20 protein-coding genes and 1 pseudogene are annotated in these 23,347 nt (G+C 65.6%); 10 read left to right on the forward strand and 11 right to left on the reverse strand.

The genetic code is table 11. The annotated features are described in order from the left end of the window. Positions 1–28: 28 nt before the first annotated feature. The 4 genes and pseudogenes from QM685_RS18875 to QM685_RS18890 form a co-directional block, all read right to left on the reverse strand. Complete coding sequence (locus tag QM685_RS18875) at positions 29–1,288, reverse strand: DUF1501 domain-containing protein (RefSeq protein WP_415118070.1); 1,260 nt, start codon at positions 1,286–1,288, stop codon at positions 29–31. A gap of 199 nt (positions 1,289–1,487) precedes the next feature. Continuing rightward, positions 1,488–1,541, reverse strand: a pseudogene (locus QM685_RS18880) (hypothetical protein); the annotation flags it as partial. Next, positions 1,517–1,654 carry a DUF1800 family protein gene (locus tag QM685_RS18885; RefSeq protein ID WP_415118206.1) on the reverse strand — a complete coding sequence of 46 codons (138 nt, stop codon included), beginning with the start codon at positions 1,652–1,654 and terminating at the stop codon, positions 1,517–1,519. The pseudogene QM685_RS18880 and the gene QM685_RS18885, both read right to left, overlap by 25 nt. 321 nt (positions 1,655–1,975) lie before the next feature. Further along, the gene (locus QM685_RS18890) at positions 1,976–2,302 is read right to left on the reverse strand and encodes a hypothetical protein (protein ID WP_415118071.1); all 327 of its coding nucleotides are present in this window, start codon (positions 2,300–2,302) and stop codon (positions 1,976–1,978) included. Positions 2,303–2,529: 227 nt separating this feature from the next. On the opposite strand from QM685_RS18890, the gene ompR reads away from it, so the two are divergent. The 3 genes from ompR to QM685_RS18905 all read left to right on the forward strand — a co-directional run bounded on the left by ompR (position 2,530) and on the right by QM685_RS18905 (position 5,427). Beyond that, complete coding sequence (gene ompR, locus QM685_RS18895; protein ID WP_006048917.1) at positions 2,530–3,264, forward strand: two-component system response regulator OmpR; 735 nt, start codon at positions 2,530–2,532, stop codon at positions 3,262–3,264. Positions 3,265–3,434: 170 nt separating this feature from the next. Continuing rightward, positions 3,435–4,784: an ATP-binding protein gene (locus tag QM685_RS18900; protein ID WP_415118075.1), complete on the forward strand. Its 1,350-nt coding sequence runs from the start codon at positions 3,435–3,437 to the stop codon at positions 4,782–4,784. Between the two features lie 94 nt (positions 4,785–4,878). After that, positions 4,879–5,427, forward strand: a complete 549-nt coding sequence (locus QM685_RS18905; RefSeq protein ID WP_415118077.1) for a peroxiredoxin — start codon at positions 4,879–4,881, stop codon at positions 5,425–5,427. 48 nt (positions 5,428–5,475) lie between these two features. Here QM685_RS18905 and ispF read toward each other — a convergent pair whose 3' ends face one another. Then, positions 5,476–5,955 (reverse strand): 2-C-methyl-D-erythritol 2,4-cyclodiphosphate synthase, encoded by a 480-nt coding sequence (gene ispF, locus QM685_RS18910; RefSeq protein WP_415118079.1) that lies wholly within the window; start codon positions 5,953–5,955, stop codon positions 5,476–5,478. A 132-nt stretch (positions 5,956–6,087) separates the two neighbouring features. Then, on the reverse strand, positions 6,088–6,801 hold the full coding sequence (ispD, locus tag QM685_RS18915; protein WP_415118081.1) for a 2-C-methyl-D-erythritol 4-phosphate cytidylyltransferase: 714 nt from the start codon (positions 6,799–6,801) through the stop codon (positions 6,088–6,090). A gap of 121 nt (positions 6,802–6,922) precedes the next feature. Here ispD and mfd point away from each other — a divergent pair, with 121 nt between their 5' ends. From mfd to mscL, 4 genes are all read left to right on the forward strand, one after another. Next, positions 6,923–10,405, forward strand: a complete 3,483-nt coding sequence (mfd, locus tag QM685_RS18920; protein WP_415118083.1) for a transcription-repair coupling factor — start codon at positions 6,923–6,925, stop codon at positions 10,403–10,405. A gap of 169 nt (positions 10,406–10,574) precedes the next feature. Further along, positions 10,575–11,822: an acetylornithine deacetylase gene (argE, locus tag QM685_RS18925; RefSeq protein ID WP_415118085.1), complete on the forward strand. Its 1,248-nt coding sequence runs from the start codon at positions 10,575–10,577 to the stop codon at positions 11,820–11,822. Between the two features lie 82 nt (positions 11,823–11,904). Then, on the forward strand, positions 11,905–12,939 hold the full coding sequence (locus QM685_RS18930; RefSeq protein WP_415118087.1) for a threonine/serine dehydratase: 1,035 nt from the start codon (positions 11,905–11,907) through the stop codon (positions 12,937–12,939). 83 nt (positions 12,940–13,022) lie between these two features. Continuing rightward, positions 13,023–13,466 carry a large conductance mechanosensitive channel protein MscL gene (mscL, locus tag QM685_RS18935; RefSeq protein ID WP_415118089.1) on the forward strand — a complete coding sequence of 148 codons (444 nt, stop codon included), beginning with the start codon at positions 13,023–13,025 and terminating at the stop codon, positions 13,464–13,466. A 223-nt stretch (positions 13,467–13,689) separates the two neighbouring features. Here the strand turns inward: mscL and QM685_RS18940 are convergent, their stop codons facing one another. The 4 genes from QM685_RS18940 to QM685_RS18955 all read right to left on the reverse strand — a co-directional run bounded on the left by QM685_RS18940 (position 13,690) and on the right by QM685_RS18955 (position 18,254). Continuing rightward, positions 13,690–15,663, reverse strand: coding sequence for a response regulator (locus QM685_RS18940; protein WP_415118091.1), 1,974 nt, complete (start codon positions 15,661–15,663; stop codon positions 13,690–13,692). Between the two features lie 137 nt (positions 15,664–15,800). Beyond that, entirely contained in the window at positions 15,801–16,292 is a 492-nt protein-coding gene (locus QM685_RS18945; protein ID WP_415118093.1) for a response regulator, read from the reverse strand. A 94-nt stretch (positions 16,293–16,386) separates the two neighbouring features. Beyond that, the gene (locus QM685_RS18950) at positions 16,387–17,997 is read right to left on the reverse strand and encodes a sensor histidine kinase (RefSeq protein ID WP_415118095.1); all 1,611 of its coding nucleotides are present in this window, start codon (positions 17,995–17,997) and stop codon (positions 16,387–16,389) included. After that, complete coding sequence (locus QM685_RS18955) at positions 17,994–18,254, reverse strand: hypothetical protein (RefSeq protein ID WP_415118097.1); 261 nt, start codon at positions 18,252–18,254, stop codon at positions 17,994–17,996. Before QM685_RS18955 ends, QM685_RS18950 begins: the two co-directional genes overlap by 4 nt. A 111-nt stretch (positions 18,255–18,365) precedes the next feature. Between QM685_RS18955 and QM685_RS18960 the strand changes: the two genes are divergently transcribed. Continuing rightward, on the forward strand, positions 18,366–18,857 hold the full coding sequence (locus tag QM685_RS18960) for a hypothetical protein (RefSeq protein ID WP_415118099.1): 492 nt from the start codon (positions 18,366–18,368) through the stop codon (positions 18,855–18,857). A 170-nt stretch (positions 18,858–19,027) separates the two neighbouring features. Here QM685_RS18960 and QM685_RS18965 read toward each other — a convergent pair whose 3' ends face one another. After that, the gene (locus tag QM685_RS18965) at positions 19,028–21,469 is read right to left on the reverse strand and encodes an AsmA family protein (protein ID WP_415118101.1); all 2,442 of its coding nucleotides are present in this window, start codon (positions 21,467–21,469) and stop codon (positions 19,028–19,030) included. A 228-nt stretch (positions 21,470–21,697) separates the two neighbouring features. Between QM685_RS18965 and QM685_RS18970 the strand changes: the two genes are divergently transcribed. Both QM685_RS18970 and QM685_RS18975 read left to right on the forward strand, forming a co-directional pair. Next, positions 21,698–22,468 (forward strand): ATP-binding cassette domain-containing protein, encoded by a 771-nt coding sequence (locus QM685_RS18970; protein WP_415118103.1) that lies wholly within the window; start codon positions 21,698–21,700, stop codon positions 22,466–22,468. Next, positions 22,465–23,268, forward strand: coding sequence for an ABC transporter permease (locus tag QM685_RS18975; RefSeq protein WP_415118105.1), 804 nt, complete (start codon positions 22,465–22,467; stop codon positions 23,266–23,268). The genes QM685_RS18970 and QM685_RS18975 overlap by 4 nt, the downstream gene beginning before the upstream one ends. Positions 23,269–23,347 lie beyond the last annotated feature (79 nt).

A 23,347-nucleotide genomic window follows, 5' to 3' on the forward strand; every position in this document is an offset into this window, starting at 1 on the left:
CGCACCACGCGCTTGATATAACGCCCGCTCAAGCGCGCAACAACGGCAGCGGCTCGAACCGCTGCCGCAGAATCGCCGGCGCATCGAGCCTCCACCACGGCCCCAGCACCGTCGCATAGAGCTGGCGGAAATCCACGCCGACCGGCAGATTGCCATTCCCATCGAGCCGCGCAAGCACCGGCGGCACACCGTACAAACCGCCTTGCACGCGGCCGCCCGCGACGAAGTGCGGCGCCACGGTGCCGTGATCGGTGCCGTTGCTCTGGTTTTCTCGCGGACGCCGGCCGAACTCGGCGTAGGTCATCACGAGCGTATCGTTCCAGCGGCCCAGTTCGACGAGCGCCGAGCGCATCGCCGCCAGTCCCTGCGCAAACTGTCCGAGCAACGCGGCCTGCTGGCCCGGCTGGTTCTGATGCGTATCGAAACCGTTCAGCGTCAGGCGGATCACCGCCATGCCCTGCCCGCTCACGGGCTGCCCTTGCGGCGTATCGCAGGCGGCCAGCACCTGCATCGCCGTTTTGATCGAGCTGCCGAACGCCCCGCCCGGAAACGCGGTTTTCAGGCGCGGCTGCCCTTGCTTCGGACGCGGATGGTCGGCCGCTTTCACGATGTCGTTCTCGACGTCGAGGATATGCGCGAGCTCCGGATTGCGCTCGTGCAACGACACCGGCATCGCGAGCCGCGACGCCGCGACGAACTGCGCGGGATTGACGAGCGCGATCGCCCGCGCGCCGTTAGCGAGCGGCCCCATTTCGGCGCTGCCGATCACGATGCCATCGGCCGCGAAACCGGCCGGTACCGGATGCGCCGCGAACGCGCGCGTGAGCCAGCCTTCGCGCAAGTACTCATCGGAGCGCGACGCGGTATCCAAGATCTCGATCGAGCGGAAATGCGACAGGTTCGGCTGCGCGTAGCCGAGGCCCTGCACGATTGCCAACTGGCGGTCGCGCCACAGCGGCATCAGCGGCTGCAGCGCAGGATGCAGCGCGGTGCGCTCGTCGAGTGGGATCGCCTGCTCGCGCCTGATACCGATGTTTTTACGCAGCGTGTAATAGGCAGGATCGGCGAACGGGATCACGGTGTTCAAACCGTCGTTGCCGCCCTTCAGTTCGATGAGGATCAGCAGGTTGTCATAGCCGCGGCCCGAAGAAGCAGATCCAGACTCGATCCGCGCATCGGGCGAACCGGGGCTCCACGCGGACGTCCCGTTCCGCGCGCCGAACGCGCGAGGCAACCACAGCGACGCGCCGACGGCCGCGCTCATCGAAAGAAAGCTGCGTCGTTTCATCCTGTACCTCGTCGTGATCGTGCCGGCTCGTAGTTGTTGTTGTGCGCGGCGCGGCGTGCCGTTGTCGACGGCCTCACTTCAACGCTTTCAATTACTTCAACCGATAAGCCGGGTCCATCAGCAGCGCTTCGAGATAGGCGCTATCGAACGCGCGCAGCGTGCCCACGACGAACTCGACAGGCGACTTCACGAGCACGCCGCGGTTGTCGTCGCTCCAGAATGCATCGCTCAGGAAGAGCCCACGCAGCGCAATCTTGATGTCGTAGCCTTGCTCTGCGCAAACTGCACCTTGTCCTGCCCCGAGGTGAAGTGGTTGTGCCAGAAAAGCGTCATGCGCTCAATGAGCGGCGACGGGGTGTTCAGCATCTCGCGCACTCACCACGCTCGTAATAGTTCGTAACGCTGGGATCGACTCGAATACCCAGTCGGGCGGAGGTACGACAGCTTCGGTGCGCGTCGTCGCGAGCATGGTGTCGACCGCCCGCTCGCGCGTGAGTCCCGCATATTGCGCAAGTTCGGCGTTCGCTGGCGCGAAGCCCACATGCGTCAGGAAAAAGCGCGCGTCGTCGAGGCCGAGAATGTTCTGCGCGTTCTCCGGCGCGGCCGCAGCCCGGCAAGACGTTGACGCTGAAGATGCAACAGGAGTTTTCACGCGACGAAAATGCGTGACAACGCACGCAGAGAGACCTAGCGCTTGTACAGTTCACGCACGGCGTCTTCAATGTGCTGGCGCAACAGACGCCGCTCTTCGGGTGTCATATGACCGTCGCGGCGGCGTTGATCGAGATCGGGAGGAACCGCAGTGCGCAGCATCGCGTCAGAAGCAGGGTGATCGGTGCTGGGGTTGTGACGAGTGGCACGGCTACTGCTGGGGTGAGGCGCATGCTCGTTCGCAACTCTGTCGGCGGCCGGCTGCGCATGGGCGGACGTCGGGCTCAGTGAGCCTGCGAGCGTACTGGCAACCGCCAGTGCAATCACGCTCAGGCGCACATTTGGCCAAACCCCTCCCTTCATGTTGTTCCCTTCGTGGCGCGGCAACCGGCTACCTCAGATGCGTGTACAAACCCCGGTAACAGCCGGGTACGAAAGTTTTTTCGAGTGAAGTATCCACCGAACAGCCGCCTTCAGTAAAGGAGTCTAAACGTGCATACTTTACGTCGCGCCACAGCGCGGGTAAATTTTGTAACTGACTGTAACCCCCGAAATGGTGTAACCGCGCACCACTTTCTAATCGCGCTAAGATGCCGACCATGGAAACCAAAAACCCTTCGAAAATCCTCGTCGTCGACGACGATCCCCGCCTGCGCGATCTGCTGCGCCGCTATCTCGGTGAACAGGGCTTCAATGTCTATGTCGCCGAAAATGCACCGTCAATGAACAAGCTGTGGGTGCGCGAGCGCTTCGATCTGCTGGTGCTCGATCTGATGCTGCCCGGCGAGGACGGCCTGTCGATCTGCCGCCGCCTGCGCGGCAGCAACGACCGCACGCCGATCATCATGCTGACGGCCAAGGGTGAGGATGTCGATCGCATCGTCGGCCTCGAAATGGGCGCCGACGACTATCTGCCCAAGCCGTTCAATCCCCGCGAGCTGGTCGCGCGCATTCACGCGGTGCTGCGCCGTCAGTCGCCGTCCGAATTGCCGGGCGCGCCGTCCGAAACCACCGAGGTGTTCGAATTCGGTGAATTCGCGCTGAATCTCGCCACCCGCACGCTGACCAAGGCCGGCCAGGAAATTCCGCTCACCACGGGCGAATTCTCGGTGCTCAAGGTGTTCGCGCGTCATCCGCGCCAGCCGCTGTCGCGCGAAAAGCTGATGGAGCTCGCACGCGGGCGCGAATACGAAGTCTTCGACCGCAGTCTCGACGTGCAGATCTCGCGTCTGCGCAAGCTGATCGAACCCGATCCGGGCAGCCCGCGTTTCATTCAGACCGTGTGGGGTCTGGGCTACGTGTTCATCCCCGACGGTGCAGCCTGAGTTTGTGCCCCACCCCTAGTCCCATGCGATTTATCGCGGTCCACCGGAGTTGGCGCTTTGGCTGTCGATCGGAGTTCGCGCTTCGGCGCGTGACTCCGGTCCATTGCCAGGCACCGGCTCTGGTCCCATGCAAAACAGTTGCTGTCTTTGATTTCTCATAAGAAGGGCCCATGCGGATCGACCGGCGCCTCCTGACGCTCGCGTTCGGCGGCCTTTTCTGGCGGACCTTCCTGCTGATCGCGCTATTGATCGCAGTCAGTCTCGCGGCGTGGTTCCAGAGCTTTCGCGTGATCGAGCGCGAGCCGCGCGCGCAGCGCGTGGCTCTGCAGCTCGTCGCGATCGTCAAGCTCACGCGCACCGCGCTCCTCTATTCCGATCCCGACCTACGGCGCGCGCTGCTGCAGGATCTGGAGAGCAATGAAGGGGTGCGCGTGTATCCGCGCGAAGCCACCGACAAATACAAACTCCAGCCCGACGAATCGCTGAACCGCCTGATCGAGCACGACATCCGCGGACGCCTCGGCGACGATACCGTGATCGCGCAGAGCGTGAACGACATCAACGGCGTGTGGATCAGCTTCAAGATCGACGACGACGATTACTGGGTCGCGCTCGACCGCGATCAGCTCGACAACGCGACCGGCCTGCAATGGGCCGGCTGGGGCGTGTTCGCGCTGGCGCTGTCGCTGTTCGGCGCGGCGTTCATCACGAGTCTCGTGAACCGGCCGTTCGCGCGTCTTGCGATGGCCGCGCGCAAGGTCGGCTCGGGGCAGTCGCCCGAGTCCCTGCCCGAGCGCGGCATGGGCGTCGCCGCCGAAACCAATCGCAGTTTCAACCAGATGGTGCGCGATCTCGAACAGCTCGAGGCCGACCGCGCGCTGATGCTCGCGGGCATCTCGCACGATCTGCGCACCCCGCTCGCGCGGCTGCGGCTCGAAACCGAAATGAGCCCATCCGATCAGGCCACGAAAGACGCGATGGTCGACGACATCGAACAGATGGACATGATCATCGGCCGCTTCCTCGATTACGCGCGGCCGGTGCAGCGCGTGCCGGAGCCGGTCGATCTGTCCGTGATCGCGGGCGAGCTCGCCGCGCGCATGCAAAGCGAGGACAGCATGCGGCTGATTACCCGGCTGGCGCCTTCGGCGGTGATCGAGGCCGACGAAACCGATATGCGCCGCGTGGTCGGCAATCTGCTCGAGAACGCGCGCAAATACGGACTCAGCGACGGCGACGGCGTGCCGCGCGTGATTCTCGAAACGCGCGTATCGCATTCGCGCGTCGAGCTCTCGGTGGTCGACGAAGGCCCCGGCATTCCCGAAGATCAGCTCGCGCTCGTCACGCGGCCGTTCTATCGCGTCAATTCGGCGCGCACCCAGGCCAACGGCACCGGCCTCGGCATGGCGATCGTGCAGCGGCTCGTCGCGCGTTATCGCGGCGCGCTGCGCCTGCGCAACCGCTCGCCGGGACCGGGGCTGGAAGTCACGATCGAGTTTCCGCTTGCTAAAGGCGCGTGAGAATAGAACCACGGTGAATCTGCGCAACGCGCCCGCCACGACGGGCGGCTGGCCCCGACCATGCTGTTTTTCCGACTGATCAAGGAGCACCTGCATGAAAACCGTTGGCGATAAACTCGAAGCGTTCACCGTCACCGCCGCCAAGCCAGGCTTCAATCACCCGGAAGAACACGGTGCCTCGGCGTTCGTCGATATCACCGAGCAGTCGTTTCCGGGCAAGTGGAAAATCATCTACTTCTACCCGAAGGATTTCTCCTTTATCTGCCCGACGGAAATCGTCGAGTTCAGCAGACTCGTCAAGGACTTCGAGGACCGCGAGGCGGTGCTGCTCGGCGGCAGCGTCGACAACGAATTCGTGAAGCTCGCGTGGCGCCGCGAGCACAAGGACCTCGACAGGCTGAACCACTACTCGTTCGGCGACGTGAAAGGCGAACTGATCGACCAGCTCGGCGTGCGCGACAAGGAGGCGGGCGTCGCGCTGCGCGCGACCTACATCATCGATCCGGACAACACGATCCAGCACGTGTCGGTCAACAACCTGAACGTCGGCCGCAATCCGGAGGAAGTGCTGCGTATTCTCGACGCGCTGCAAACGGATGAACTGTGTCCGTCCAACCGTGCAATCGGGGGCGCGACGCTGTAGGCGGCGGCGTCGAACACCCGCGAGCTTGCAGGAGCCGTAGGCAACGGCTCAGTTCCTGACGAGCAGCACCGCGGCCTGCGCCTCGATCCCCTCGCCCCGGCCGAGATAACCAAGCTTCTCGTTCGTCTTCGCCTTGACGTTGACGCGCTCGATCGGCAGACCGAGGTCGGCCGCGATATTCGCGCGCATCCCCTCGATATGCGGCGCGAGCTTCGGCGCCTGCGCGACTATGCTGCTGTCGACGTTGCCAATCGAAAAGCCCGCCGCCTTCACGCGCGCGACGCACTCGCGCAGCAGCACGCGGCTGTCCGCGCCGGCGAACCGCGCGTCGGTGTCGGAGAAGTGGCGGCCGATATCACCCAGCGCGGCGGCGCCGAACAGCGCGTCGGTGATCGCATGCAGCAGCACGTCCGCGTCCGAGTGGCCAAGCAGCCCGCGCTCGTACGGAATCGTCACGCCACCGATGATCAACGCGCGTCCCGGCACCAGCGCATGCACGTCGTAGCCCTGCCCGATTCTGAAATCCATTTGCGTCACGTCCTTAAGTCCTGAAGCCTTTAAAGCCATTAAAGCCTTGAATCAGCACGGCGGATTCGCGCACTGACACCGAAATCGCCAGATTGCCGACTCGCGCGGCCGCGCCCGCGGCATTACGCAACATCACGAAGCCGCCGGCCGGCTCAGAATCGCCTCGGCCAGTTCGAAATCTTCCGGGTACGTCACCTTGAAGTTGCGCAGGCTGCCTTGCACGAGCCTCGGCGCATGACCAGACCATTCGATCGCGCTCGCCTCGTCGGTCAGATCGTGACCGTCGGCCTGCGCGCGCAGGATCGCCTCGCGCAGCATGCCGATGCGGAACATCTGCGGCGTCTGCGCCTGCCACAAGCCATCGCGCGCCTCGGTGCGGGCGATGCGGCCATCGGCGGAAGTCGCGTCGATCCGCTTCAAGGTATCCGCGACCGGCAGCGCCATGATGCCGCCGATCGCGTCGTCCTTGAGCGAGCCGATCAGCGTGCGGATCAGCGCGGGCGTGATGCCGGGGCGCGCCGCGTCGTGCACGAGCACCCAGTCGTCGTCGCGCGCGCCGAACTCGGCGAGCGCATGCAGACCGTTCAACACCGACGCCTGGCGCGACGCGCCGCCGACGCGGCGCACCGCGAAACGCAGGCCGCCGAAGCGGCGCGCGTCGAAGTGCTGGTCATCGGGAGCGATCACGACGAGGGTCTGCGCGAATTCCGAGCAGGCGTCGAACGCGGCGAGCGAGTAATGCAGCATGTCGCGGCCGGCGACAGTGCGATATTGTTTGGGCATCGCGGCGCCGGAACGGCTGCCGGTGCCCGCGCACGGAATCAGGGCGAATAGACGGGAAGTCACGAGTGCGGATGCCGCGAAGTCAAAGTAAAGGACGGATTTTATAATAGGTGCTTCGCCATCCACGCCCGCACCCGCGTAAACTTGGCCGTCACGTGTGAGCTTGAGCCGCTTTTTCTCCTTTATGCCCGATATCGCCGCATCCTCGCAGTCCTCCCCACCCGTCGCGCTCGTCAAGGCCGGCCAGCGTTTCGCCTTCGACGGCACGCGCGGTTCGTCCGACGCGCTGCTGATCGCCCGCTACCACCTTGCCTATCGCGAAAAGATGCCGCTGCTCGCGGTCGTCTGCGAGAACGCGGTCGACGCGCAGCGTCTGTCGCAGGAGATCGGCTACTTTGCGCCCGACGCGCGCGTGCGTCTGCTGCCCGACTGGGAGACGCTGCCTTACGACACGTTCTCGCCGCACCAGGACCTCGTGTCCGAGCGCCTCGCGACGCTGCACGATCTCGGCGAGGGCCGCTGCGACATCCTGCTGGTGCCGGCCACCACCGCGTTGTACCGGATGCCGCCCGCGTCGTTTCTGGCCGCCTATACGTTCTCGTTCTCGCAGGGCGAACGGCTCGACGAAGCGAAGCTCAAGGCGCAACTGACGCTCGCCGGCTACGAGCATGTGAGCCAGGTCGTGCGTCCCGGCGAATACTGCGTGCGCGGCTCGCTGCTCGATCTGTTTCCGATGGGCTCGCCGCTGCCGTACCGGATCGATCTGTTCGACGACCAGGTCGACTCGATCCGCGCGTTCGATCCCGACACGCAGCGCAGCCTCTACCCGGTCAAGGACGTGCGCCTGCTGCCGGGCCGCGAATTCCCGTTCGACGAAGCCGCGCGCACCGCGTTTCGCAGCCGCTGGCGCGAGACCTTCGAGGGCGACCCGAGCCGCGCGTCGATCTACAAGGACATCGGCAACGGCGTGCCGTCGGCGGGCATCGAATACTATCTGCCGCTGTTCTTCGAGGAGACCGCCACCCTCTTCCATTACCTGCCGCAAGGCTCGCAACTCGCGTTCGCCGGCGATCTGGACGCGGCGATCCGGCGCTTCACCAACGACACGAAGCAGCGCTTCAACTTCTTGTCGCACGATCGCGACCGGCCGATTCTCGAACCGCGGCGGCTGTTCCTCTCGGATGAGGATTTCCACGTCCTCGCGAAGCCGTTCGCGCGGCTCGTGTTGCCCAGCGACGGCGGCGGCGCGTGGTCGCTCGCGCTGCCGGACCTCGCGATCGACCGTCACGCCGACGACCCGGTCGCCGCGTTGCGCGCGTATCTCGCGACCACGCCGAACCGCGTGCTGTTCGCCGCCGAATCGGCGGGCCGCCGCGAGACGCTGCTGCAACTGCTCGCCGATAACCACCTGAAACCCGCGTCGGCGGACAGCTTCGCGGACTGGCTGAAGAGCGACGCGCGTTTTTCGCTCGGCGTCGCGCCGCTCGCGAACGGCTTCGCGATACCGGAAGACGGCATCGCGATCGTCACCGAGACCGAGCTGTACGGGCCGCTCGCGCGCCGCGCGGGGCGCCGCCGCCAGGAGCAGGCGAGCAACGTCGACTCGATGGTGCGCGATCTGTCCGAACTGAAGGTAGGCGACCCGGTCGTGCATTCGCAGCACGGCATCGGCCGTTACATGGGTCTCGTGACGATGGATCTCGGCGAAGGCGAAACCGAGTTCCTGCACCTCGAATACGCGGGCGACAGCAAGCTCTACGTGCCGGTCGCGCAACTCCACGTAATCTCGCGCTATAGCGGCGCCGATCCGGACAGCGCGCCGCTGCATTCGCTCGGCTCGGGCCAGTGGGAAAAAGCCAAGCGCAAGGCCGCGCAGCAGATCCGCGACACCGCGGCCGAACTGCTCAATCTGTACGCTCGCCGCGCGGCCCGCTCGGGCCACGCGTTCACGCTCGAACCGAAGGATTACGTGAAGTTCGCCGAGAGCTTCGGCTTCGAGGAAACGCCGGACCAGGCGGCCGCGATCGCGGCCGTGATCGGCGACATGACGAGCGGTAAGCCGATGGACCGGCTCGTATGCGGCGACGTCGGCTTCGGCAAGACCGAGGTCGCATTGCGAGCCGCGTTCATCGCGGTGATGGGCGGCAAGCAGGTCGCGCTGCTCTCTCCCACCACGCTGCTCGCCGAACAGCACACGCAGACCTTCACCGACCGCTTCTCCGACTGGCCGGTGCGCATCGCCGAGCTGTCGCGTTTCAAGTCGACCAAGGAAGTCAACGCGGGCATCCAGCAGATCAACGAAGGCTCGGTCGACATCGTGATCGGCACGCACAAGCTGCTGTCGTCGGACGTGCAGTTCAAGCGGCTCGGGCTCGTGATCATCGACGAGGAACACCGCTTCGGCGTGCGCCAGAAAGAGGCGCTGAAGGCGCTGCGCGCCGAGGTCGACGTGCTCACGCTGACCGCCACGCCGATTCCGCGTACGCTCGGCATGGCGCTCGAAGGCCTGCGCGATTTCTCGGTGATCGCCACCGCGCCGCAGAAGCGCCTCGCGATCAAGACCTTCGTGCGGCGCGAGGAAGACGGCGTGATTCGCGAGGCGATGCTGCGCGAGCTGAAGCGCGGCGGCCAGGTGTACTTTCTGCACAACGAGGTCGAGACGATCGAGAACCGCCGCCAGATGCTCGAGGCGCTGGTGCCCGAGGCGCGCATCGCGGTCGCGCACGGCCAGATGCACGAGCGCGAGCTGGAGCGCGTGATGCGCGACTTCGTCGCGCAGCGCGCGAACGTGCTGCTGTGCACGACGATCATCGAAACCGGTATCGACGTGCCGAGCGCAAACACGATCCTGATCCATCGCGCCGACAAGTTCGGTCTCGCGCAGCTGCACCAGTTGCGCGGCCGGGTCGGACGCTCGCATCACCAGGCGTACTCGTATCTGCTCGTGCACGATCCGCAAGGGCTGACGAAGCAGGCGCAGCGGCGGCTCGAGGCGATCCAGCAGATGGAAGAACTCGGCTCGGGCTTCTATCTGGCGATGCACGACCTCGAAATCCGCGGCACCGGCGAAGTGCTCGGCGACAAGCAGTCGGGCGAGATTCAGGAGATCGGCTTCCAGCTTTACACCGACATGCTCAGCGACGCGGTGACGGCGCTGCGGAACGGCAAGGAGCCGGACCTCACGGCGCCGCTCGCCGCGACCACCGAGATCAACCTGCACACGCCGGCGATCCTGCCGTCCGACTATTGCGGCGACGTGCAGGAGCGTCTGTCGCTGTACAAGCGGCTCGCGAACTGCGAACACAACGATTCGATCGACGGCATTCAGGAAGAGCTGATCGACCGTTTCGGCAAGTTGCCGCCGCAGGCGCATGCGCTGGTGGAAACGCATCGTCTGCGGCTCGCCGCGAAGCCGCTCGGCATTTCGAAGATCGACGCGGGCGAAGCGGTCATCGGCCTGCAGTTCATCCCGAATCCGCCGGTCGACGCGATGCGGATCATCGAGATGGTGCAGAAGCACAAGCACATCAAGCTCGCGGGTCAGGACAGGCTGCGCATCGAAACGCGCAGCCCCGATTTCGCGGTGCGTGTCGCGACCGTCAAGGAGACGCTGCGCGCACTCGGAACGCCCAGCCGCGGCACGGCGGCGACCGCGGCCGCGCGTTGAGCGGCGGGGCGTGCATCGCACTTCCCGCTCCACACATGAAGAAAAACGGAAGACGTCCCCGCGTTTTCCGTGCCGATGCTGCGCCGCGCCAATTCCGGCGCGGCTTACGAACGCCCTTATCGGGCTTCGTTTGGGATATGATCGATAGACTCAATGCAGGAGTCCAGTCATGTCTCACGTCGCTGAAACAGCGCAATCTTCGCAGTCGCCGTCGCCCTCCTCCGCTTCGCCCGCTTCGCCCGCTTCCCCCGTTTCTCTCCCCTGGGTCACCCGCCTCGTGTCGATGGACACGGTGAGCCGCAACCCGAATCTCGGCCTGATCGAAACCGTGCGCGACGAGTTGCGCGCGGCCGGTATCGACGCGACGCTCACGCACGGCAAAGGCGGCAAGTGGGCGAACCTGTTCGCCACGGTCCCCGCGCACGACGGCGAAACGAACGGCGGCGTCGTGCTGTCGGGTCACACGGACGTCGTGCCGGTCGACGGCCAGCAGTGGGACAGCGATCCGTTCAAGCCGGAAATCCGCGGCGACAAGCTGTACGGCCGCGGCACCTGCGACATGAAAGGCTTCATCGGCGCGGCGCTCGCACTGTTGCCGGAGATGCAGCGCACGAAGCTCGCGAAGCCGATCCACTTCGCGCTGTCGTTCGACGAGGAAGTCGGCTGCGTCGGCGCGCCGCTCATGATCGCCGATCTGATGAAGCGCGGCGTGAAGCCGGATGGCTGCATCGTCGGCGAGCCGACCAGCATGCGCCCGATCGTCGCGCACAAGGGAATCAACGCATACCAGTGCTGCGTGCGCGGCCAGGCCGCGCATTCGTCGCTGACGCCGAAGGGCCTGAACGCGATCGAATACGCGGCGCGCCTGATCTGCTACATCCGCGACATGGCCGATCAGTTCCGCGAGCAAGGCCCGTTCGACGAACAGTACGACGTGCCCTTCAGCACCGCGCAAACCAGCACGATCATGGGCGGCAACGCGTTGAACACCGTGCCGGCCGAATGCCAGTTCCAGTTCGAATTCCGCAATCTGCCGACGCTCGATCCCGAGCAGATCTTCGCGCGCATCGAGACCTACGCGCGCGACACGCTGCTGCCGAAAATGTTGCGCGAGCATCCGTCGGCCGCGATCGAGATCACGAAGATCGCCGCGGCGCCCGGACTCGATGCATCGGAGCAGGCCGCGATCACGCAGCTCGTGCGCGCGCTCACCGCCGATCAGGACAAGCGCAAGGTCGCGTACGGCACCGAGGCCGGGCTCTTTTCGAACGCGGGCATTCCGAGCGTCGTCTGCGGTCCCGGCGACATCCAGCAGGCGCACAAGGCGAACGAATTCGTCGAGCTCGGGCAGCTCGCCGCCTGCGAGCGCTTTTTGCGCAAGTTCATCCACAGCATGTCGGTCGAGGCCGCGCAGTAACACCGTTCGCGGCGCGCAGCCGCACTGCAACTGCGCGCCGCGCAACGGGTCTCAACCATATCGACGACTCGGGGGCCATGCCATGTCAACCGCCACCCCGCAGCATACGGACCACACGATCGACGCCGAGCCGATTCCCACGCTCGACGACATCGCCGCGCAGCATTTTGCGTTGACGCCGTGGGTCGTGCGAACGCCGGTGTTCGACCGGCTCGATTTTTCGTCGCTGCACGGCACGGTGGTCAATTTCAAGTTCGAACTGCTGCAGGCGGGCGGCAGCTTCAAGGCGCGCGGCGCGTTCACGAACCTGCTCGCGCTCGACGACACGCAAAAGAGCGCGGGTGTCACCTGCGTATCGGGCGGCAATCACGCGGTGGCGGTTGCGTATGCGGCAATGCGGCTTGGCGCGAGCGCGAAGGTCGTGCTGTTCAGGAAGGCAAACCCGGCACGCGTCGCGCTGTGCCGCGAGTACGGCGCCGATATCGTGTATGCGGAAGATCTCGCCGAAGCGTTCGAGCTGGTGCGCCGCATCGAGGCCGAGGAAGGCCGCTATTTCGTGCATCCGTTCAACGGCTATCGCACGGTGCTCGGCTCGGCCACGCTCGGCTACGAATGGGCGACGCAAACACCGGATCTCGAAGCAGCGATCGTGCCGGTCGGCGGCGGCGGTCTCGCCGCCGGTGTCGCCACCGCGCTGCGGCTCGCGAATCCGAACGTGCACGTGTACGGCGTCGAACCCGAAGGCTCGGATGTGATGAACAGGAGTTTTGCCGCCAACCATACGGTCAGGATGGGCCATATGCACAGCATCGCCGATTCGCTGATGGCGCCGCACACCGAGCAATACAGCTATGAGCTGTGCCGCCGCCATATCGATCAGCTCGTGACCGTTTCCGACGATCAGTTGCGCGCGGCGATGCTGATCCTGTTCGAACAGTTGAAGCTCGCCGTCGAACCGGCTTGCGCGGCCGCCACGGCGGCTCTCCTCGGGCCGTTGCGCGAGCGGTTGAACGGCAAACGCGTGGGTGTCCTGCTGTGCGGCACCAATACCGACCCGGTCAGTTTTGCCACGCATCTCGAGCGCGCGCGCCATAGCGAGTCGCAGTTTCCCCATTAACGAGAGGCGATTACGGCTAAAACACTAGCCTATCCGCCTCAGATTGGTATGATTCGGCTATTCATATCTGGGGAGGTACTTCTATGAGCATGGTCAAGGAATTTAAAGAATTTGCTCTCAAGGGCAACGTGATGGATCTCGCGGTCGGTGTGATTATCGGCGGCGCATTTTCCAGCATTGTCAATTCAGTGGTTAAAGACCTTATCATGCCGATCGTCGGACTCGCGACCGGCGGCCTTGATTTCTCCAATATGTTCATTCGTCTCGGCGAGATTCCGGCCACTTACAAAGGCAGCCCCGGCTCGTACAAAGACCTGCAGACCGCGGGCGTCGCAGTGATCGGCTACGGTTCGTTCATTACCGTGCTGATCAACTTCATCATTCTCGCGTTCATCATTTTCCTGATGGTCAAGTTCATCAACAATCTGCGCAAGCCGGCCGAAGCCGCGCCGGCCGAGCCGCCGCCCACGCCGGAAGACGTGCTGCTGCTGCGCGAGATTCGCGATACGTTGAAGTCGCAGCGTTGAGCATGCATTGTTAAATGTTAAATAAGGCTCCGGTTTTAAGCGGAGCTGCTCAGATAAAAAGGCCTGTTGCGATTGCCGTCGCAACAGGCCTTTATCTTTTCACCCTTTTTTGGTGCACTCACCGGATTCGCCTTCACCAGTGCTGAACGTGCAATCGGCACTGTCGGCACGTTCCGCACTTTCGGCATCGAAGCATGCGAAAAGCGCCACGCCTATAGAAGCATCAGGCGCCCTTGCGCGCCTTCAACTGCGCCGCGCTTTCGATCACCGTTTCCAGCTGGCCGAAATTGACGGGTTTCGTCAGATGCGACGTGAAACCCGCGCTCAGGCAGCGGCGCACGTCCTCGTCGGTGCCGAAGCCGGTCAGCGCGACGGCCGGCGCGTCCGAATGCTCGCGGAACGCCTTGATGAAATCGAGACCGGTGCCGTCCGGCAAACCAACATCGCTCACGACCAGATCGAAGGTCTGCAACTGCGTCGCGGCAAGCGCGTCATCGACGCGGCCGACCGCCGTCACGTCGTGGCCGAGGCTGTGGATCAGTTGCGCCATCACCTCGGCGGTGTCCGCGTGGTCCTCGATCAGCAGCACGGTCAGCGAACTCGCCGGCTGCGCCGCGCTCGGCACGACGACCGGCTGCGCCGCGGCCGGCGCGGCGGCGGTCGACAGCGTGATCGTGAAGGTCGCGCCGCAGTGCGGACCCGGGCTTTGCGCGGTCACCGTGCCGCCATGCACGTCGGTCAGCGCCTTCGTGATCGCAAGACCGAGGCCCAGCCCGCCGAATTGCCGTGTCATGTTCTGGTCGCCCTGCTCGAACGCATTGAACAGCTTGCCGATCTGTTCCGGCTCGATGCCGATGCCGGTGTCTTCGACCGAGATCTGCACCTGCATGCGTTCGTCGCGCGTGCGCACGTAGATATGGCCGCCGTCCGGCGTGAACTTCGCGGCGTTGCGGATCAGGTTCCACAGCATCTGCTGCAGGCGCGCGCGATCGGCCAGCACGTAGTGATGCGTCGCGTGCTTTTCGACGTGCACGTCCTGCTGCTTGACCTGGATCTCGCTGCGAAAGAGTTCGAGCACACTGTCGATCACATCGTGCACGTCGACCGTTTCGAGCGACAGCCGCAGCTTGCCGTTCGCAACGCGCGTCAAGTCGAGCAGATCGTCGATCAGGCGCGCCTCGAGTTCGACGTTGCGGCGAATCATCCGTATGCTCGCGCGTGCCTGATCGGGCAGATCGGGGATCATCTCGAGCACGCTCGCACCGGCCAGCACCGGCGTGAGCGGCGTACGCAATTCGTGCGACAGCATCGCGAGAAAACGGTCCTTCGCACGGTTCGCCTCCTCGGCGGCCTGGCGCGCGGCCTGCTCCGACGCGAGCAGCCGCTCGCGCTCCTCGATCGCCTCGCGCTGCGAATGAATGTCCGTGCAACTGCCGAACCATTTGCTGACGTTGTTTTCGGCGTCGCGCACCGCGACCACGCGCACGTCGAACCAGCGATATTCGCCGTCGCGCCGCCGGATCCGCATCTCGTGCCGGTAGTCGCCGCTCTGGCCCGCCACGGCTTTCAGCCAGCTACGGCGGATCTCCTCGCGGTCGTCGGGATGCACCGCGTCGAGCCACGCGAGACCGTACGAACAATGCTCGGAGAGCCCCGTGTAGTCGCACCACTGCTTCGACAGGAAATCGCAGTCGCCCGCCGCGTTGCAGGTCAGCACGAGGTGCGGCAGCGCCTCGGACAGCGTGCGGTAGTGCAGCTCGCGGTCGCGCAGCAGCAGCGCCTCGTCCGACGCGCGTTGCAGACGCACCTGCGACAGCACGCGCTCGACCGCTTCGGGCAGATAGTCGAGATAGTCGCCGGACTTCGGCACCACGTCCGACACGCCCGCGCGCAACGCTTCGATCACGCGCGATTCGTCGGTGAAGCCGGTCACGAGGATCGCCGGAATCCGGATGCCTTCCGCGCGCAGGCGGCGGAAGAAATCGAGCCCGGTCTCCGGTCCGCTCAACTGATAGTCGAGCACCAGCAGATCGGGGCCGCCACGCGCAAGCCGCTCGCGAGCCGCCTCGATGCTGGCGCAGATCGCCACCCGGCAGCCGGCGCGTTCGAGCGACTTGCGCGCGAGCCGCAGGATGCCTTCGTCGTCGTCGACGACAAGGACATACGCGGCATGCGGCGTGGACACTTCTTCGGTCATGCAGGTGTTCTCTGGCTGGTTCGGTCGTTTATCTTGTCATGCATGGCTTTCGGACAGCTTCATGCGGGCCCGCTCATTGCTTGCGGCGCTTGCCCGCCAACCCGGCGGCCGTCGCCGCGAGCCGCGCGCCGCGCCGTTCAGGGCGGTGCCAACCGATGCCCCGGCGGCAGCTTGACCACTTGCAGGAAAAAGCCGAGCCGGCGCACGGCCTCGATGAACGCATCGTATTCGACCGGTTTGCAGATATAGACGTTGCACCCGAGTTCATAGCAGCGGGTGATTTCGCGCGGATCGTCGGTGGTGGTCAGCACGATCACCGGCACCGCGGCGGTCTCGGGCGCTTCCTTCAGACGCCGCAGCACCTCGAAGCCGTCGACGCGCGGCATCTTCAGATCGAGCAGAACGACGAAATTCTCGAGATTCTCGCGCGACGGATACGGATGGCCGCCAGCATCGGTGAAAGGCTGGGCCGGCGCCGGGCCGAAAAAGTAATCGAGCGCCTGCTGACCGTCGCGAAAGCGCACGAAGCCGTTCGAAATGCCGGCGCGGCGCAGATTACGCTCGACGAGCGTCGCGTGCCCGTCGTCATCCTCGATCAGGACGATGCTGACCGTTTGCGCGTGACTCATATGCTCTCCGTGCTGACAATTCGTCGTATGCGTGCCGCTGGCCGACGCGCGCCCGTGCTTATATCGATTTTAATGTCGATAGCCGCGCCCGCACTCAGAAGCGCACCGGCCGCTCGGGCAGCACCACGAAAAAGGTCGACCCCGCGCCTTCGGCCGATTCGACCCAGATGCGCCCGCCGTGCCGCTCGACCGTGCGCCGCACCACCGCGAGGCCGATGCCGTCGCCTTCCGCGACGTCGCCGTGCAGACGCTGGAACGCGCGAAACACCTTCGACAGATACGCGGCCGGAATCCCGAGACCATTGTCGCGGACATAATACGTGCGCATGCGCACCGCGCGCGGCTCGGTTTCGCTGACGGGTTCCGGATCGAGCGCGCCGACCTCGATGCGTCCGCGGCGCGCCGGATCGAGAAAATTCAGCGCATTGCCGATCAGGTTGCTGAAGATCTGCTCGACGGCCGCCGGGTCGCCCCACGCGGGTGGCAGCTCGCGCACCGTGACGACCGCCGCGCGCTGGCTGATCGCCCCCTGCATCGCGTCGACGACCCGCCCCACGACGCGCCCGACGCTCACGCGCTGCCATTGATATTCGAGCCGGCCCGCGCGCGAGATCCGCAGCAGCGCGTCGATGATCGCCGCCGCCCGCGCGACCGCGGTGCGCAGATAATGCAGCGACTCGCGCACGTCGCCATCGAGAATATGCGTCATGCGGCGGTGCTCGTGATTGGGCAGCCCCGCCTCGCCGACGATGTGATCGAGTTCGTTGCACGACACGTGCAGTTCCTTCGAAAAACCCTGCAGATTCACGAGCGGCGAGCGCAGATCGTGCGACACGCTGTAGATGAACATCTCGTTATCCTGCGTTTCCTGGCGCAATTCCTCATTGACGGCGGCCAGCTCCTGCGCTCGTGCCTCGAGTTGCGTCTTCAACGCGGCCTGCCCGGTTTCCGCCTCGCGCAGACGCGCATCGGTCTGGTGCAGCACGGTGTCGAGCGCGGCGATTTCGTCGCTGCCCGACAGTGGCGCCGCGAGCGGCCTGCCGCTGCCGAGCCGCTCGGCGTTATCGGTCAGCACTTCGAGGCGCCGGCCGATGCTGCGCGCGAACACCACCGCAGTGGCCGCCCAGATCAGCATCGAGCCGACCACGGCGGCGATCAGCGCGTACTGCTGACGCTCGCGCCGCCGCGCGAGCGCGATCGAACGTTCGGCGTCGAGTTGCGACGCGGCGGCGCCGAAGTCAGCGAGTTCGTCGCGAAACACCGCGATCTGTCGCGGCAACGGCCCGGTTTCGAGTGCGATGTAGGGAGTCAGGCTATGGCCTTCATGCAGCGCCTGCGAGATCGCGACGCTCTGCTCCCGATACGCGTCGATCGCGCGTCGCATGTTGCGCACGCGCTCGGCCTGCCGCGGCGTTTCGGCGACGAGCGTATCGAGTTTTGCAAGCCGGTCGTTCAGATCGACCCACACCGTGTGGCGGTCGATCAGCGACGCGTCGCGCGTCACCATGGCCGTGCGCACGCGCGCCGCCTGGCGCAGCAGCGGATCGACGATGGCCGACGACTGATAGAGGATCTGCTGGCTGTTGTCGACCCACTGCGCGGCCTGCGCGGTCTGCTCCTGCGTATCGAAGACGACGCCGAGCAGCGCGAGCTCGACCATGCTCGGCACCGCGATCAGCAGCAGACCCTTGGTGAATAGTTTCATGTTCCCATCAGGGTGTTCAGGCTGTCATTCGCCCAGCGGCTCACGCACCCCGGCGCGCCCTTCGATGCGGGCGCGGCGCGGCCGGACGGGCCATTATCGACGTGAATCGGAGATATTTCAACGTAGCGCCAGCAAGCGCCCGCGCACACAAAAATGACTTTTTTATTGGGAGAGGATGTTTTTTCGGCGCCGCGTGAGTCTATGATGGAGACAAGGTGTGCTGGGATGCGAATGCGCGCGGCGAGGCGGTTCGGCATGATTCGTGCGGGAAGCGGTGGGGTGGCGCAGGCGTCGAATCACCGTGAATCCGGCCTTGTCGTATGCTATAAAAGATCGACGTGCGGCGCGCGAAAGCCGGGAGTGGTCGCATGAGGACGCAGCGTTTCTTGCAATTCTTTTTCAGGCGAATTTTTATGTCCTTCCCGAAAAAGCGTAGACGCGCGAAGGTGGACGGCGACGAGTCGTTCCTCGCGGTTCTGCGGCATTTCAAGCCGTTCGGTCAACTCGACACCAAGATCGCGCGCGCCCGCGCGCAGGACGAGCCGGTGCTCTATGCGCACGTACTGCCCGGACTCGACGTGCTCCTGTGCAGCGTGCGCGGCGCGCAGCCCCCCTATCCCGCGCCGGCCGAATTGCGGCGGCGCTGCATCGAATCGATCACCAACGCATTGGAGCAGCCGCTCGACGGTCTCGAGAACGGCGGCTACTGGTACGAAGCGGATGGTTTCGGCTTCCTCGTGTTCGCGAGCCGCGCGCGCGGCAAGATTCTGACGGAGTTCGGCGCGACGCGCATCGGCACCCGTCGCGGCGTGCGCCGCCAGGACGCGGCTGGAGACGCGACGCCGCGCTCGCTGAGGTAGTCCCGGGCAGGCAAACTATCCAGGCAACGCCGTCGTCCCGACTCGGGCAGCGCGAGCTTTCTCCTTCCTTTCGTCGTCCCCCTGACTTCCCGCGCATGCTCGTGCGTGCCGTGCCTTTCATCCGGCGATCGCATCAGCGACGCGACCGCGCGCGGGCAAATCCGCCAACATCAGCTGCCCTTGTACTCGGCCGCGCTCGCCGGCGACAGCACGGCGGGCTTGCGGCCCGTCGCGGCCGGCGACGCCGCGCCACCCGACGACTTGTTGAGCGGCGCGCCATCGATGGAAAGCGGTGCCTTCGGCGGCTGCCTGACGCCCGGCGGCGGCGCCTTCGGCAACTGCCTGACCTGCGCGAGCAGTTCCGAGCAGGGCAACGACTTGGTGTTGCTCGGCGCGAGCAGCGGCAGCAGCGCCGCGAACGGATTGATCAGCCCGAGCCCGACCGCCGCGCCGCCGCGCAACGCGAGCGCCGCCGCATTCACGCCGACGTGCGGGTCCTTGAACGTGCCCTTCACGTAGAGCGGCGAGCGCAGCGAAAAGACCCGGAAGCCCTTCGTATGCGGATGCACGCCGAGGTCCATCGTCTCGTCGCGCAGATTTACGTGACCATCGATGTTGATCACCGCGTCGTCGGTATCGAGCGCGAACACGCGCGCTTCGAGCAGGCCGTTGGTCGCGACGAAATCAGCGGCCGCGCAGTTGATATTCACGTCGCGATTGCCGAACAGCTTTTCATACACGACGTTCGCGACGTTCAGCCCCGCCGCTTCCATCAGCAGACGGCTCACCGTGCCCTGCGTGACGAGCGCCTTCACCTCGCCGTTCGAAGTCGCCGCCAGCGCGGCCGGCGAATTGCCGGTCGCGGAGAGCGACGCATCGCCGTTGATCTCGCCGAGCGCGTTCTGCATCGTCTTGAAGTTCGGGAACAGTTGCTTCAGCTTCAGGTGCCGCGCCTGCGCCGCGAAGCGTCCCTTCAACGGCGCGCTGGCGCCGTCGAGGTGAATGTCCGACGAGAGCGAGCCGCCCGCGACGCCGAACTTCAGCGGCTCGAGCGACAGCACGCCGTCCGTCATCACGACGTGCGTGTACAGATCGGTGATCGGCAGACTCGAGTTCTTGATGATGCGCCGGCCGGTGAATTTGACGTCGGCGTCGATCGCCTTCCAGCGATCGGTGTGGAACTCCTCGACCGGCAGCACGCGGCCGCTCGGCTGCGCGGTCGCGTCGCCGCGGCGCGCCTTGCTCGCCGTCGAATCGGCACCGATCACCGGTGCGAGATCGGAGAACTGCAGCAGATGCGATACGAGTTCGCCCTGCAGCAGCGGACGCGGCTCGCGCGCGGTATAGGTCAGCGAACCGTTGAGGTCGCTGCCGCCGACCCGGCCTGTAAAATTTTCATACGTGAATACGTTGCCGCCGGACTTGAAATGGCCAATCAGACGGCCTTCGGTCGCATACGGCGGCGTCTCGGGCAAGGTCACGCCGGTCAGCGAATAGAGACGCGCCATGCTGTTGCCTTGCAGCCAGAGCCGCAGATCGAGCGCGGCGAGATGCGCGGGATCGGTGATCGTGCCGACGAACGCGATGTGCAGGTCGCCCGCCTTCACGTCGGCCTGCACCGGGAACGGCCGGTTCGCGTCCTGTAACGCGAGCACGCCGCCCACCTTTCCGCTGCCCGATACCGGCGTGCGGTTGTAGGTGCCCTTGACGGTCCACGCGATCGCGTAGAGCGGCGTCGCGCGCGCGGTGCCCGCGGAGCCGGAGGCGGTGGTGGGCGCGCTAGCGGCCGCGGCACCGCTCGTCGCGGGCGCGCCTGACGTCGCGGAGACACCCGCCGCCGCGGAAGGCACTCCGGACGCATTAGCCCTGGCCGCCGATGCCGCCGCCTCGGACGCCGCCTTCGCCTCCGATGCCGCCTGCGCCTCGGCCTGCGCGGCCAGCCGGTTCGCGCCCGCCTTGCCGATCGCCTGGGCCGACTCGCTGCGCGAGGCCGCTTCCTGCTGCTTCATCGCCTCACCGATCGGAATCGGCTGACCGAGCGTATCGATCGCCATCGTCAGCTCGACCTTTTTCTGCTGATCCGACAGCGCGATGTTGCCCTTCGCGAACGCGATGTCGTGCAGATCGAGTTTCCATTCGGACGGCCCGCTCGAGGACGGCAGCTTGAAGGTCCAGTTGTTGCGCCCGTCGAGCAGGCGCTCGAGATCGACCGACGGGTTCACGAGGTTGATCGCCGGAATCACGATGTCGTGCGCGAGCAGCGGCAGCACCTCGACCTCGAAGTCGATTTCGTCGAGTGTCGCGAACTGCGGCTGTTTGGCCCAGTCGGGATTGCCCACCGTGATATTGGCCGCCGAGAAGCGCGGCCAGGGCACCCAGCCGCGCCAGCCCGTTTCGCCGACCGGATGCCGCCAGCCCACCTTCAGATCGCCGTTGATCGCGAAGGGCCGGCCGATCGCCTGCGTAACCTTGTCGTTGACGTAAGGCCGGGCGCGGTTCCAGTCGAAGGTCAGAATGAAGATCGCGAGCGCGACGATCAGGACGACGAGCGTCCCCAACAGCCATGCGATGATTTTTCCGATCCGTCTTCCGACGCTGTTCGACCCTGCCATTGAGACGCTCCGCATTTTGTTCTACGTTGTGGATCGCGCAGCAGTTATCGTGCCCACGGGTGAGCGACGAGCCGCCGCGCGGGGGTTGTGCCGTTGCCACGCCTTTGTCGCGCTTTTGCCACGCCTTTGTTGCGCCTTTGTCGTTCTATCATGGCGCACGGCCCGGCGGCGAATTGATCCGCGGATTGGCGCATCTTCGCCGGAACGCCTCCCCACGACGACCCAACCATGACCGATGTTCCCCTCGTACTCGCCGAGCACATCGCGCGGCGCGATGCGCTGCGCGGCCAGACGCTGCTGCGGCCGACTACTTTCGCATTGCGCGCCGGCGAGCGCGTCGCGATCACCGGACCGTCCGGCTCGGGCAAAAGCGTGTTTCTGCGCGCGCTCGCGCTGCTCGATCCGATCGATGCTGGACGCATCGTCTGGCAAGGCACGCGCATCGCGCGCGCCACGATTCCGCGCTACCGGCGCAATGTCGCCTATATCCGCCAGCGGCCCGCGTTGATCGACGGCAGCGTCGAGGACAATCTGCGCTATCCGTTCGAGTTGCGCGCGTATCGCGACCTGCGGTTCGATCGCGCGCGAGCCGCCGGACTCGCCGCGCAGGCCGGCCGCGGCAGCGATTTTCTCGGCAGGCGCGCAAGCGAGCTGTCGGGCGGCGAAGCGCAGATCGCCGCGCTGATCCGCGTGTTGCAGCTCGCGCCCGACGTGCTGCTGCTCGACGAGCCGACCGCGTCGCTCGATCCGGCGTCCTCGCGTGCGATCGAAGAGCTGGTGCGGGCGTGGTTCGATGCCGCGCGCGACCGCCGTGCGTCGATATGGGTGTCGCACGATCTGGAGCAGGCCGCGCGGATGAGCGAACGGCATCTGACGATGCACGCGGGCGTGCTCGAAGAGGTTGTGGCTCAGGAAGCCGCCGCGGGCGCAACCAGGGACGCCACCTGCGATGCACGTGAGCTTGCGCCAGAGGATGCAACCCGGGAGTCGCGCCAATGAACCTGCAGAATCTGGGCTTGTGGGACGTCGCGATCGCGGCGCTGCTGATCGTCGTGAACGGCGCGATATCGGTCGCGCTGAAACTCGATCTCGAGCGCAAGCTCGCATGGGCCGCGGCGCGCACGGTCGTGCAATTGCTTGCGATCGGCTACGTGCTCGGCTGGGTGTTCCAGTTCAACCGCTGGTACGTCGTGCTGCCGCTGATGATCGTGATGACGCTGATCGCCGGTTTTGCCGGTGCGCAGCGCGGCAGCCGCGGCTATGCCGGGCAACGCGCCGACAGCGTGCTGTCGATCTGGGTCAGTTCATGGCTCGTCGCCGCGGTGGGGCTGTTCGTCGTGATCCGCATTCACCCGTGGTACGAGCCGCAGTATGCGATTCCGATTCTCGGGATGATTCTCGGCAACACGCTGACCGGCGTCTCGCTCGGCATCGAACGGATGACCGACGAACTGACCGCGCGGCGCGACCGCGTCGACATGGCGCTCGCGCTCGGCGCGACGCGCTGGGAAGCGGCGCAGGCGCCCGCGCGCCAGGCGGTGCGCGCCGGCATGATGCCGACCCTGAACCAGATGGCGGTGGTCGGCGTCGTGAGTCTGCCCGGCATGATGACCGGCCAGGTGCTGGCCGGCCAGTCGCCGTTGCAGGCGGTGCGCTATCAGATCGTCATCATGTTTCTGATCGCCGCGGCGTCGGCGCTCGGGACGGTGGTCGCGGTGCTGCTCACGTATCGGCGGCTCTTTTCGGCGGAGCACCAGTTCTTGCCGGCGCGGCTCGTGGAGCGGGCCGAAAAGGGATGAACCACGGATGAGCTGCGGATGAGCCGCGAGTGGCGTGGCGCATCCGCAAGCAGGCACGTCCACGCGCACGCGTGCGCCC

Source organism: Paraburkholderia sp. (assembly GCF_047605525.1).
In the GTDB taxonomy this organism is placed as follows: domain Bacteria; phylum Pseudomonadota; class Gammaproteobacteria; order Burkholderiales; family Burkholderiaceae; genus Paraburkholderia.